Origin of the sequence: Streptomyces sp. WAC05292 (genome assembly GCF_003949955.1) — a bacterium.
In the GTDB taxonomy this organism is placed as follows: Bacteria; Actinomycetota; Actinomycetes; order Streptomycetales; family Streptomycetaceae; genus Streptomyces; species Streptomyces globosus.
In genome coordinates this window covers 1-11,458 of record NZ_RPSE01000193.1, presented here as the reverse complement: position 1 = coordinate 11,458, position 11,458 = coordinate 1, and the positions used below count along the sequence as shown (strand labels likewise).

13 protein-coding genes are annotated in these 11,458 nt (G+C 73.8%); 7 read left to right on the top strand and 6 right to left on the bottom strand.

Annotated elements, in window-relative coordinates; all coding sequences use genetic code 11:
• Positions 1 to 24 precede the first annotated feature (24 nt).
• Positions 25 to 450, bottom strand: coding sequence for an OsmC family protein (locus EF903_RS19890; RefSeq protein WP_125545040.1), 426 nt, complete (start codon positions 448 to 450; stop codon positions 25 to 27).
• A gap of 67 nt (positions 451 to 517) precedes the next feature.
• Positions 518 to 1,519 carry a cell division protein ZapE gene (zapE, locus tag EF903_RS19885; protein ID WP_390336362.1) on the bottom strand — a complete coding sequence of 334 codons (1,002 nt, stop codon included), beginning with the start codon at positions 1,517 to 1,519 and terminating at the stop codon, positions 518 to 520.
• A 153-nt stretch (positions 1,520 to 1,672) separates the two neighbouring features.
• On the opposite strand from zapE, the gene EF903_RS19880 reads away from it, so the two are divergent.
• The 4 genes from EF903_RS19880 to msrB all read left to right on the top strand — a co-directional run bounded on the left by EF903_RS19880 (position 1,673) and on the right by msrB (position 5,029).
• Entirely contained in the window at positions 1,673 to 2,473 is an 801-nt protein-coding gene (locus EF903_RS19880; protein ID WP_125545035.1) for a pyrimidine reductase family protein, read from the top strand.
• Between the two features lie 133 nt (positions 2,474 to 2,606).
• Positions 2,607 to 3,074 (top strand): indole-3-glycerol phosphate synthase, encoded by a 468-nt coding sequence (locus tag EF903_RS19875; protein WP_125545032.1) that lies wholly within the window; start codon positions 2,607 to 2,609, stop codon positions 3,072 to 3,074.
• A gap of 99 nt (positions 3,075 to 3,173) precedes the next feature.
• Complete coding sequence (murC, locus tag EF903_RS19870) at positions 3,174 to 4,574, top strand: UDP-N-acetylmuramate--L-alanine ligase (RefSeq protein ID WP_125545030.1); 1,401 nt, start codon at positions 3,174 to 3,176, stop codon at positions 4,572 to 4,574.
• Positions 4,575 to 4,621: 47 nt separating this feature from the next.
• Positions 4,622 to 5,029, top strand: coding sequence for a peptide-methionine (R)-S-oxide reductase MsrB (msrB, locus tag EF903_RS19865; protein WP_125545027.1), 408 nt, complete (start codon positions 4,622 to 4,624; stop codon positions 5,027 to 5,029).
• Between the two features lie 121 nt (positions 5,030 to 5,150).
• Here the strand turns inward: msrB and EF903_RS19860 are convergent, their stop codons facing one another.
• Together EF903_RS19860 and EF903_RS19855 are read right to left on the bottom strand one after the other, a co-directional pair.
• Positions 5,151 to 5,537: a response regulator transcription factor gene (locus EF903_RS19860; RefSeq protein WP_260615637.1), complete on the bottom strand. Its 387-nt coding sequence runs from the start codon at positions 5,535 to 5,537 to the stop codon at positions 5,151 to 5,153.
• Positions 5,534 to 6,169: a LuxR C-terminal-related transcriptional regulator gene (locus EF903_RS19855; protein ID WP_125545025.1), complete on the bottom strand. Its 636-nt coding sequence runs from the start codon at positions 6,167 to 6,169 to the stop codon at positions 5,534 to 5,536. Before EF903_RS19855 ends, EF903_RS19860 begins: the two co-directional genes overlap by 4 nt.
• Positions 6,170 to 7,099: 930 nt before the next feature.
• Between EF903_RS19855 and EF903_RS19845 the strand changes: the two genes are divergently transcribed.
• Complete coding sequence (locus EF903_RS19845) at positions 7,100 to 8,557, top strand: amino acid transporter (protein ID WP_125545023.1); 1,458 nt, start codon at positions 7,100 to 7,102, stop codon at positions 8,555 to 8,557.
• 10 nt (positions 8,558 to 8,567) lie between these two features.
• Positions 8,568 to 9,023 carry an Lrp/AsnC family transcriptional regulator gene (locus tag EF903_RS19840; protein WP_007262967.1) on the top strand — a complete coding sequence of 152 codons (456 nt, stop codon included), beginning with the start codon at positions 8,568 to 8,570 and terminating at the stop codon, positions 9,021 to 9,023.
• 102 nt (positions 9,024 to 9,125) lie between these two features.
• Here EF903_RS19840 and EF903_RS19835 read toward each other — a convergent pair whose 3' ends face one another.
• Together EF903_RS19835 and EF903_RS19830 are read right to left on the bottom strand one after the other, a co-directional pair.
• Entirely contained in the window at positions 9,126 to 9,446 is a 321-nt protein-coding gene (locus EF903_RS19835; protein WP_114056721.1) for a WhiB family transcriptional regulator, read from the bottom strand.
• Positions 9,447 to 9,579: 133 nt separating this feature from the next.
• Positions 9,580 to 10,341 carry a GNAT family N-acetyltransferase gene (locus EF903_RS19830; RefSeq protein ID WP_125545021.1) on the bottom strand — a complete coding sequence of 254 codons (762 nt, stop codon included), beginning with the start codon at positions 10,339 to 10,341 and terminating at the stop codon, positions 9,580 to 9,582.
• 287 nt (positions 10,342 to 10,628) lie between these two features.
• Here EF903_RS19830 and EF903_RS19825 point away from each other — a divergent pair, with 287 nt between their 5' ends.
• Positions 10,629 to 11,432 (top strand): carbon-nitrogen hydrolase family protein, encoded by an 804-nt coding sequence (locus EF903_RS19825; protein WP_125545019.1) that lies wholly within the window; start codon positions 10,629 to 10,631, stop codon positions 11,430 to 11,432.
• Positions 11,433 to 11,458 lie beyond the last annotated feature (26 nt).

Below are 11,458 nucleotides of genomic sequence, written 5' to 3'. Positions count from 1 at the left end.
CCCCCGGCCCCCGGCCCCCCGCCGTCAGGCCAGCTTCGCGCTCAGCGTGATGGTGGTGCCCGTCAGGGCCTGGCTGACCGGGCAGTTCTTCTTGGCGTCCTGGGCGGCGGCCTCGAAGCCGTCGGCGTCCAGGCCCGGGACCTCGCCCTCCACCGTCAGGTGGATGCCGGTGATGCCCTCGCCGGGCTGGAACGTGACGTCGGCCTTGGTTTCCAGCCGGGTGGGCGGGGTGCCCTTGCCGGCCAGGGCGTGCGACAGGGCCATCGAGAAGCAGCTGGAGTGCGCGGCCGCGATCAGCTCCTCCGGGCTGGTCTTGCCGTTCGGGGCCTCGGCCCGGGCGGGCCAGGAGACGTCGTAGGAGCCGAGGCCCGAGGAGTCGAGGGTGACGACACCCTTGCCCTCCAGGAGGTTGCCTTCCCAGACGGTGTGTGCGTGGCGCGTGGTGGCCATGTTCTCTGTATCCCTTCGCGGATGGGGGAACGGCCGGGTGCCTCGACGGCGCCCGGCGCCCCCAAACCTACTGGGACACCAGGGGTTTCGCGTCGCGTGCCAGTGCGGTGAGCCGGGAGATGGCCCGGAAGTACTTCTTGCGGTACCCGCCGTTCAGCATGTCGTCGCTGAACAGCCGGTCGAACGGGACGCCGGACGCGAGCACGGGTATCTCGCGGTCGTAGAGCCGGTCCGCGAGGACGACGAGGCGCAGCGCCGTCGACTGGTCGGGGACGGGGACCACGTCGGTGAGGCAGACGGCGGTGATGCCGTCGGTGAGGGCGCCGTACCGGCTGGGGTGGACCTTCGCCAGGTGCTCCAGGAGCCCGGGGAAGTCGTCGAGGCTCGCGCCCTCGGTGGCGTACGCGGCCTTGGCGACCTGTTCGTCGGAGAACGGGGCGGGGGCCTCGGGCAGGCCGCGGTGGCGGTAGTCCTGGCCGTCGATGCGCAGCGGCCGGAAGTGCGCCGACAGGCCCTGGATCTCGCGGAGGAAGTCCGCGGCGGCGAAGCGGCCCTCGCCGAGCTTGCCCGGCAGGGTGTTCGAGGTGGCGGCCAGGGCGACGCCCTGTTCGACGAGGCGGCTGAGCAGCGAGGACACCAGCACGGTGTCGCCGGGGTCGTCGAGTTCGAACTCGTCGATGCACAGCAGCCGGTGTCCGCCGAGGGTCTGCACGGTCTGCTGGAAGCCGAGCGCGCCGACCAGGTTGGTGAGCTCCACGAAGGTGCCGAACGCCTTCAGGGCGGGTTCGGCCGGGGTGGCGTGCCACAGCGACGCCAGCAGGTGCGTCTTGCCGACGCCGTACCCGCCGTCGAGGTAGATGCCGCGCGGGCCGGACGGTGCGGCGGCCTTGGGGGCGCGGCCGAACCAGCGCCGCCTGCCGGAGCCGGTGGCGTGCGCGCCGCCGAGGCCGGAGGCGAAGCCGGCGAGGATGTCGACGGCCTCGGCCTGGCTGGGCTGGGCGGGGTCCGGGTTGTACGTGTCGAAGCGCACCGAGTCGAACCGCGGCGGCGGCACCATCTCGGCCACCAGCCGCTCGGCGGGAACCCGGGGCTCGCGTGCGCAGAGGGCCTGAGGGCCGGCGTCCGCGGCCGGGTGGCGTCCGTGGGTGCCGTGGGTGGAACCGGCGGCGGAGAGTGAGGTTGACACAGCTCTTAACTCTACGGGGCGTGGCACACTGCACCGATGCGACGCCTGTTCCCTGTGACCGATCAGACATCCCGCCCCGCGGACGCGGCCGGGCCGGCGGCCGAGGCCGGTGACCGAGAGTGGTCGCTGGACGAGCTCGCGGAGGCGTACGCGTATCCGCCGATCGGGCCGGACGGGCACTGGCTGCGGGCGAACATGGTCTCCACGCTCGACGGGGCGGCCCAGCACGACGGGCGCTCCCAGCCGATCTCCGGCGAGACCGACATGCGGATCTTCGGCACGCTGCGGGCCCTGGCGGACGTGGTGATCGCCGGAGCCGAAACGGTTCGCCAGGAGGGGTACCGGCCGGCCCGCGCCCGTGAGGCCTTCGCGGCCCGCCGGGCGGCGGCCGGGCAGGGCCCGGCGCCGGCGATCGCCGTCGTCACCTCCGGGATGGACCTGGACTTCTCGCTGCCGCTGTTTTCCTCCCCGCTGGTGCCGACACTCGTCGTGACGGGTGCCGGGGCTCCGGCCGAACGGGTGGCGGAGGCCGAGAGGGCGGGTGTGGAGGTCGTGGTCGCGGGCGACGGGGCGGCCGTGGACCCGGCGCGCGCTGTGCGGGAGCTGGCGGCCCGCGGGCTGCGCCGCCAGCTCACCGAGGGCGGGCCGCGGCTGCTGGGCCAGTTCGTGGCGGCGGGAGTGCTGGACGAGCTGTGCCTGACGGTGTCGCCGATGCTCACGGCGGGGGGTGCCCAGCGGATCGCCGGAGGGCCCTCCGTGGCCGTGCCGCACCGGTTCGCGCCCGCGCTGGTGCTGGAGGAGGCCGGGTTCCTTTTCACGAGCTACCGTCGGATCTGAAACAGGCGGAATTCCTCGTTCCGCTTAGCTTCCGCTGGGCACATATATCTGCGCCGCCCCGCGAGAGCGCGGGGCAGGATGGTTTCCGCAGGGCCGCGGCCTGCCGCCGCCGCCCATGAAGGAGAGGGCGTCCGTGTTCACGAGCGTTTTGATGATCGAGCAGCCGCTGACCGCCGTCGACGTGGACTTCGTCACCACCCTGCACGGGGACGACCCGGTCTCCTTCATCGTGCTCATGCAGCCGAGGGGCGACCAGGACCGCCTGCTGCGCGCCATCGACGACGTCGCGCTCGGCGAGCTGCCCGAGGCGCTCCACGAGGCGGACGAGCCCGAGGGGGCGGCCGCCCTCGGGCCCGCCGGGCAGGCCCTCGCCCACTCCCTGGAAGCCCTGCGCAGAAAGGGCGCCACCGCCGTCGGGGAGATCGTCGAGGACCATCCGCTGGACAAGCTGAAGGCCGTCGTCGAGGAGAAGGGCGCCGACGAGGTGATCGTCCTGACCGCCCCGCACTTCGTCGAGGAGTTCTTCCACCGGGACTGGGCCTCCCGCGCCCGCCACAAGGTCGGGGTTCCGGTGCTCAAGCTCTTCGCCCACAACGAATAGGCTGGCGTCCGACACGTTCGCGCCGGGACGGTCCCCCGCACCCGCGGGGCCGGGCCGCCCCGGCGCACCCGACCCGCCCGCACTTTGGGGAGAAGCCGTATGACGCCGCAGCCCGGCCTGCCGAACGCCATGGAACGCCCGCACTTCATCGGCATCGGCGGCGCCGGGATGTCCGGCATCGCGAAGATCCTCGCCCAGCGCGGCGCCGCCGTCGCCGGCAGCGACGCCCGCGACTCCGACACCGCGCAGGCCCTGCGCGCGCACGGTGCGACCGTCCACATCGGGCACGCTGCCGCCCACCTCGCCGACGACGCCACCGCCGTCGTCGTCTCCAGCGCCATCCGCGCCGACAACCCCGAGCTGGCCCGCGCCGCCGAGCTGGGCGTCCCCGTCGTGCACCGCTCCGACGCCCTCGCCGCCCTCATGGACGGCCTGCGCCCGATCGCCGTCGCCGGCACCCACGGCAAGACGACCACCACCTCCATGCTGGCCGTCTCCCTCTCCGCCCTCGGCCTGGACCCCTCGTACGCCATCGGCGGCGACCTGGACGCCCCCGGCTCCAACGCCCACCACGGCACCGGCGACATCTTCGTCGCCGAGGCCGACGAGAGCGACCGCAGCTTCCACAAGTACGCCCCCCAGGTCGCGATCATCCTCAACGCGGAACTCGACCACCACGCGAACTACGCCTCCATGGACGAGATCTACGAGTCCTTCGAGACGTTCGTCGGCCGGATCGTGCCCGGCGGCACCCTCGTCGTCGCCCACGGGCAGTCCGGCGCCGCCGAGATCGCCGCCCGCGTCCGCGGCCGCGACGGCCTCACCGTCGTCACCTACGGCGAGGAGGAGGACGCCGACGTCCGCATCGAGGACATCACCCCGCGCGGCCTGGCCAGCGAGGTCACCGTCCGCCTCGACGGCCGCTCCCTCACCTTCACCGTCTCCGTGCCCGGCCGCCACTACGCGCACAACGCCGTCGCCGCCCTCGCCGCCGGCGCCGCCCTCGGCATCCCCGCCGACGACCTCGCCGCCGCCCTCGGCAAGTACACCGGCGTCAAGCGCCGCCTCCAGCTCAAGGGCGAGGCCGCCGGCGTGCAGGTCATCGACTCCTACGCCCACCACCCCACCGAGATGACCGCCGACCTGGAGGCCATCCGCGGCGCCGCCGGCGACTCCCGGATCCTCGTCGTCTTCCAGCCGCACCTGTTCTCCCGCACCCAGGAGCTCGGCAAGGAGATGGGCCAGGCCCTCGCCCTCGCCGACTCCTCGGTGGTCCTCGACATCTACCCGGCCCGCGAGGACCCGATCCCCGGCGTCACCAGCGAGATCATCATCTCGGCCGCCCGCGCCGCCGGCGCCGACACCACCGCCGAACACGACAAGGACGCCGTCGCCGACGTGATCGCGGGAATGGCCAAGCCCGGCGATCTCGTTCTCACGATGGGCGCGGGAGACGTCACGGACCTGGGACCGGCGATCCTCGCCCGCCTGGCGGGCTGAGCCGGGCAGACAGGGGCCCACGGGCCGGACGAGGGAGCGGAAGAGTCATGGCGTACGAGGTCGAGAAGACGGACGAGCAGTGGCAGGCGGAGCTGACGCCGTCCGAGTACCAGGTGCTGCGCCTGGCCGGCACCGAGCCGGCGTTCCGCGGCGAGTACACCGACACCACGACGGCGGGCGTCTACACCTGCCGCGGCTGCGGCGCCGAGCTCTTCCGCTCCACCGAGAAGTTCCCCTCCCACTGCGGCTGGCCGTCCTTCTACGACCCGAAGGACACCGACGCCGTCGAGCTGCGCGCGGACACCTCGCACGGCATGGTCCGCACCGAGGTGCTCTGCGCCCGCTGCGGTTCGCACCTCGGCCACGTCTTCGAGGGCGAGGGCTACCCCACCCCCACCGACCAGCGCTACTGCATCAACTCGATCTCCCTGCGCCTGGTCCCGGCCGAGGACTGACACCCGCCGGGCTGAGGGCGCGCACGGCGGAGGAGAAGCAGGCGGCGATGGACCGGCTGACGGCCGGGGCACGGGCCCTGCTCCCCGCCCCGGAGGCCCGGCAGGGCCGGCCCCTCCTCCCTCAGATCAGGCTGTGGCGGACCGCGCGGGCCACCGCGTGGGCGCGGTTGCGGGCCTGGAGGCGGGACATCAGTTCGTACACCACGTTCTTGACCGTGTGCTCCGAGCAGGACAGGGTGCGGGCGATGACCGCGTTGCCGTGGCCCTCCGCCATCAGTGTGAGGACCGCGGTCTGCCGGGCCGTCAGCCGCGGGACGTCCGCCCCCGCCGGGCGGGCCGCCGGTCCGGCGGGGGAGTCCGCGGCCGGCGCGGCGGCCGCGCCGAGCAGGCGGACCAGGGCCGGGTACGGCATGCGGCCGTCCCCGGCGAGGCGCAGCAGGTCCCCCCGGTCCGCCAGGTCCCCTGCCGGCGCGGGCAGCGGGCGCGAGAGTTCGGCGACGGCGCTCACAGTAGGCCGACCCGGAGGGCGTAGGCGACCGCGTGGGCGCGGTTGCGCAGGCGGAAGCGCTGGGTGATGTCGTGCACGACGGTCGTGACCGTCCGCGGGGAGTAGCACAGCTGCTTGGCGATCTCGTTGGTCTCGTGGCCGTCGGCGACCAGGCGCAGCACGCTCCGCTCCCGCTCGCTCAGGCCGGGAGCGGTCCAGCGGTCCGCGGCGGCCGGCCGGGCCGCCGCGGACGGGCCGTGCCCTCCGGGGCGTTCCAGCAGCTGGTCCAGGAGGTCGGGCGGCAGCGTGCAGTCGCCTCGGGAGGCCGCCAGGACGGCCCGCGCCAGGGCGGCGGCGTCCGCCTCGCGGCGGCGCAGCAGTCCGCGGGCCCCTGCGGCTATCGCGTGCAGGGCGCCCTCCGGTTCCAGTTCGCCCGCGACGAGGACGACGTCCGGGCGGGACGGGGCGTCGCGGACGGTGCGCAGCACGTCCAGCTCCGGGCGGCCGACCCGGTCCACGGTCATGACCACGACCCGCGGCTCGCGGCCCGGCGCCGCCGGGGCGAGCTCGGGGCAGGCGAACAGGGTGCTCTTCGTTCCGGCTTCCAGCACGGGGTCGAACGCGACGACATCGACAGGGACGGGTTCTCCCACCTGTTCCTCCGTTGATCACCCGCCGCCCGGGGTGCCGGGCGGCGGAAAGGGGCACTGCACCCAGGCTGCGGCCGTCCCGCCCGGTGCGGCATCGGGCCGGGGCCCCCACATTCGTGGAGAACGGCGGCAGAAGGCGCGGATCCTGTGAAGACCGCAGCGCCGCAGGTGGGACCGGCCCCGGGCGGACGGATGCGCGGGTGCACGGGTGTACGCAGCCGGTGTGCCGCCCCCGTACCCGGTGGGCCGGGGCCGCCGCGGCGGCCCGTACGGGCGGTGCGCGCGCAGGGCCGGCGGGGGGCTCCGCGGAATATGGGGGAACGGCCCCCATGTGCGCGCGCCCCGCCTCTGCGAGGTTTCTCCCGTGACCGACACCGCCACCACCGCCGCCGCAGCAGACCGGGCCGGGGGCCTCGGCCCGGTAGCGGATCTCGACGGCGGCGGCGTCCGGCGCGGTGAACTCCAGCCGCACCCCGATCGGCAGGTCGGCGCGGCGGCCGGTGTCCCAGGGGAGCCGCATCGTGTCGGCCGGGTCCGCCCGGACGGGGCGGCCGCGGTCGAGCCAGGCGACCCCGCGCAGGAAGGGTTCCGGATCGAGCCAGCCGGTCGTCCCGGGAGCGTCCGGGGATGCCGTGCGGCGGGGTATCTGACGGTGCGTCAAAACGTGGCCCTCCGGTCTTCCGCGCACCGATCGATCATCCGTACGCAACAAAGGTCCATTCCGGACGGATCCGTGCAACGATCGTGCGCCAATGTGCAAGGATGGTGCATTACGGGCGGTATCACTCTGCTCGTAGGCTCACTCGCTGTACGTGGAGTGGCGCGGACCGCCTGCTCGGCGGTCCCCCCATGCCCAGACTCATGTCTGCGTCCTGCCCGGACCGCTGCGGTCGATGCCTCATTCCCCCTCCGCAGTGTCAAAGGAGTCCCCTCGTGCTCGATCACGGCCAGGCGCCCCCGCTCTCCCAGGAGAAGCGCAAGCCTGTGAACCCGCTGCTGCGCCGCAAGCCCGTGGAGCAGCTGGTCGCCGAGGGCGGCCAGGGTGAGGGCGGCACGCTGCGCCGCTCGCTCACCATGTGGCAGCTGACCATGATCAGCATCGGTGCCACGCTCGGCACCGGCATCTTCGTCGTGCTCGGCGAGGCGGCCCCCAAGGCCGGTCCGGCCGTCACGATCGCCTTCATCGTCGCGGGCCTCACCGCGCTCTTCTCGGCCCTCTCCTACGCGGAGCTGGCCGGCTCGGTGCCCGTCTCGGGCTCCTCGTACTCCTACTCCTACGCCACCATGGGCGAGTTCATCGCCTGGGTCTGCGGCTGGTGCCTCGTCCTCGAGTACGCCGTCTCCGTCTCGGCGGTCGCCGTCGGCTGGGGCCAGTACCTCAACGAGCTGCTCGACGGGACGCTGGGCATCACCCTCCCCGAGAAGCTCTCCGCCGCCCCGCTGGGCGACGGCGGCTTCATCAACCTGCCCTCGCTGGTCGTCGTCCTGCTCGCCATGGTCTTCCTGATGCGCGGCGCCAAGGAGAGCGCCCGCATCAACACGATCATGGTCGTCGTGAAGATCGTCACCCTGCTGCTCTTCATCGGCATCGGCGTCCTCGGCATCAAGGGCGGCAACTACGCCCCGCTCGCCCCGCTCGGCATCACCGGCATCAGCGCCGCCGCCTCCACCCTCTTCTTCTCCTACATCGGCTTCGACGCCGCCTCCACCGCCGGTGAAGAGGCCAAGAACCCGAAGAAGGACCTGCCCCGCGCGATCATGCTCTCCCTGGGCATCGTCACCGTCCTGTACTGCCTCGTCGCCTTCGTCGCCGTCGGCGCCATGCCGTGGCAGGACTTCGAGGGCACCGAGGCCGCGCTCGCCCAGATCATGACCGACGTCACGGGCGGCACCTTCTGGGGCGTCGTCCTCGCCGCCGGCGCCGTCGTCGCCATCGCCTCCGTCGTCTTCGCCGTGCTCTACGGCCAGACCCGCATCCTCTTCGCGATGTCCCGCGACGGCCTCGTCCCGAAGATCTTCGCCAAGGTCGACGAGAAGACCGGCGCCCCCCGCGCCAACGTGCTCATCGTCTCCCTCTTCTGCGGCGCCCTCGCCGCCTTCATCCCGCTCGGCGAGCTGGCCAACGCCACCAGCATCGGCACCCTCTTCGCCTTCGCCCTGGTCAACGTCGCCGTCGTGATCCTGCGCCGCACCAAGCCGGACATGCCGCGCACCTTCAAGGTGGCCCTGTTCCCGGTCACGCCGATCCTCGGCTTCCTCGCCTGCGGCTACATGATGTACAGCCTGCCCGTCGCCACCTGGATCGCGTTCGGTGTCTGGATGGCCGTCGGCATCGTGGTGTACTTCCTGTACGGCGTCCGCCGCTCCCGACTGGCCACAGCAGAAATGTGATCCACCCGCAGTGCGACTGAACGATCTCGACGAACGCATCGTGCACGCCCTCGCCGAGGATGCCCGCCGCTCCTACGCGGACATCGGCTCCGAGGTCGGGCTCTCGGCGCCGGCCGTCAAACGGCGCGTGGACCGGCTGCGGGCGGAGGGCGCCATCACCGGCTTCACCGTCCGCGTCGACCCGGCCGCCATGGGCTGGGAGACCGAGGGCTTCATCGAGATCTACTGCCGCCACAACACCTCGCCGGACGACATCCGGCGGGGACTGGAGCGGTACCCGGAGGTGGTGTCCGCGTCGACCGTCACCGGCGACGCGGACGCCCTCGTCCAGGTCTTCGCCTCCGACATGCGGCACTTCGAGCGGGTCCTGGAGCGCATCGCCGGCGAGCCCTTCGTCGAGCGCACCAAGTCGGTGCTCGTCCTCTCCCCGCTGCTGCGCCGCTTCACCTCCGGCGCCCCCGCCTGACCAGCCCGACCGGCCGCACGGGCACGCGTACGACGAAGGCCCCCGGCATCCGCCGGGGGCCTTCCGCGCGCCCGCGCACCTCGGGGGCGGCGGGACGCGCCGTCACCGGCCGCCGCCGGCAGCCGCGGGCACGCCGCGCGCGGACGCGGACCGGCGGCCCAGCAGTGCCCGGCGCTCCTCCTCGGTCAGCCCGCCCCACACCCCGAAGGGCTCCTTCGTCCGCAGCGCGTGCTCCAGGCAGGCCGCGCGCACCGGGCACACGGCGCACACCCGCTTCGCGGCCGCGTCCCGGTCCTCCCGCTCCGGGCCGCGTTCGCCGGCCGGGTGGTAGAACCGGCCGGGGCCCAGGTCCCGGCAGGCGGCGCGGAGCTGCCACTGCCAGTGGTGGACGGCGGCGCCCGGAAGCCGCGAGACGTCGGTCATGGTGGTCCCCTCCTTGGAAGTCGGTGGTCGACGTTTCCGCGTGTGACCCGCCGCGCGGGACGCGAAACGTGCCGTCTGCCCGACCTTCCCGGATGGCGCGTTCCCACCGGCCCCCTCCGCCGGAGCAACGGCCTCAGGCGGCGGGCGTGCGCAGCCCGACGAAGAGCGGCCGCCGGCGCAGCGTGAAGCCCATCGCCTCGTACAGGGCGATCGCGCCCGTGTTGTCCGCCGCGGCGTGCAGGAACGGGCGCTCCCCGCGCTCGGCGACCCCCGCCGCGACCGCCCGCACCAGCCGGGCGGCGAGGCCCTGCCCGCGGTGGCCGGGATGCGTGCAGACCGCGCTGATCTCCGTCCAGCCCGGCGGCCGCATCCGCTCGCCCGCCATCGCGACGAGCCGGCCGCCCCGCCGGATCCCCAGGTACGTGCCCAGCTCCACGGTCCGCGCCAGGAACGGCCCCGGCCGGGTCAGCTCCACCAGCTCCAGGATCTCCGGCACGTCCGCCGGGCCCAGCCGCACGGCCTCCGCGTCGTGCTCCGCCCGTACCGCCGAACCGTCCATCTGCACCCCGCCGAACCGGGCCACCGTCGTCCAGTCCCCGGGCGGGACGGGCAGGCCGGTCAGCCACACCGGGGCGTCCGGCCCGGCCAGCGCCGCCAGGTCGGCCCACGCGCGGGGATCGCCTGGCTCCGCCAGCGCCGCGAACGGGGAGACGTCCACGGCGTACCGTGCCGCGAGGCCCGCCGGCCCCGCCTCCGCGAGACCGGCGTGCGGGCCGGCCAGCGCCGCCCACACCGGGTTGTCGAGGGGGTGGACGGGCGCCGCCGCCCCGGGCCCCGTCCCGGGCACGGGCTCGGCTGCGGTCTCGATCTCGGTCTCGGGCGACACGGGCGACATGGGGCCTGGGCTCCTCTCCGCGGGCGCGCCGGCACCCGCCGGACGGCTGCTGCGGACGGCGATCACCCACCACAGCACCGGCCACCGGCCCCTTTATGCCCGCCGCCGCCGAACCGGCAGCCCGCGCCTCCCCCGCAGGCGCCGCACCACCCCGCGCAACGAATCACCGCCCCACACGGCAAACGCGCAACGAATCGATGCTGCCACCGCAACGGTCACGCCTTGTCCGGATCGAACACGAAAACGTACCGTCGTAGGACCCACCCCACCTGTCACAGAGGTAGCCCATGCCCGCGCTGCGCACCGCCCTCCTCCAGAGCTCCGGCGTTCTCGGCGACACCGCCGCGAACCTCAAGGCTCTCGACGAGGCAGCGGCCCGCGCCGCGGAGACCGGAGCCGGGCTCCTGGTGACCTCCGAGATGTTCCTCACCGGCTACGCGCTTCCGGTCGAGGAGATCGCGGCCCTCGCGGAGGCCGCCGACGGCCCCTCCGCCGCCGCGATCGGCGAGATCGCCCGCCGCCACGGCGTCGCCGTCCTGTACGGCTACCCCGAGCGCGGCGACGGCGGCGCCGTCCACAACTCGGCGCAGCTCGTCGGCCCCGACGGGGCCCGGCTGGCGAACTACCGCAAGACGCACCTCTTCGGCTGCTTCGAGCAGGACGCCTTCACCCCCGGCGACACCCCCGTCGTCCAGGCGGACCTCGGCGGCCTCCGCGTCGGCATCATGATCTGCTACGACGTGGAGTTCCCGGAGAACGTCCGGTCCCACGCCCTGGCCGGCACCGACCTCCTCCTGGTGCCGACCGCGCAGATGCACCCCTTCCAGTTCGTCGCCGAACAGCTCGTCCCCGTACGGGCCTTCGAGAACCAGATGTACATCGCGTACGTCAACCGCACCGGCCCGGAAGGGGAGTTCGAGTTCGTCGGACTCAGCTGCCTGGCGAACCCCGACGGGGTGACCCGCACCCGGGCCGGCCGCGGCGAGGAGATGGTGGTCGGCGACGTCGACCCCGAACTCCTGCAGGCCTCGCGCGAGAACAACCCCTACCTGCGCGACCGCCGCCCCGGGCTCTACGCCTCCCTCGTCTGACCCCCGGCCCGACGCGCCCCCGGGCC

Bases quoted from the DNA above. Each gene is read 5' to 3' on its own strand.
- EF903_RS19890 (WP_125545040.1), bottom strand. From the start codon at position 450: ATGGCCACCACGCGCCACGCACACACCGTCTGGGAAGGCAACCTCCTG.
- EF903_RS19880 (WP_125545035.1), top strand. From the start codon at position 1,673: ATGCGACGCCTGTTCCCTGTGACCGATCAGACATCCCGCCCCGCGGAC.
- murC (WP_125545030.1), top strand. From the start codon at position 3,174: ATGACGCCGCAGCCCGGCCTGCCGAACGCCATGGAACGCCCGCACTTC.
- msrB (WP_125545027.1), top strand. From the start codon at position 4,622: ATGGCGTACGAGGTCGAGAAGACGGACGAGCAGTGGCAGGCGGAGCTG.
- EF903_RS19835 (WP_114056721.1), bottom strand. From the start codon at position 9,446: ATGACCGACGTCTCGCGGCTTCCGGGCGCCGCCGTCCACCACTGGCAG.
- EF903_RS19830 (WP_125545021.1), bottom strand. From the start codon at position 10,341: ATGTCGCCCGTGTCGCCCGAGACCGAGATCGAGACCGCAGCCGAGCCC.
- EF903_RS19825 (WP_125545019.1), top strand. From the start codon at position 10,629: ATGCCCGCGCTGCGCACCGCCCTCCTCCAGAGCTCCGGCGTTCTCGGC.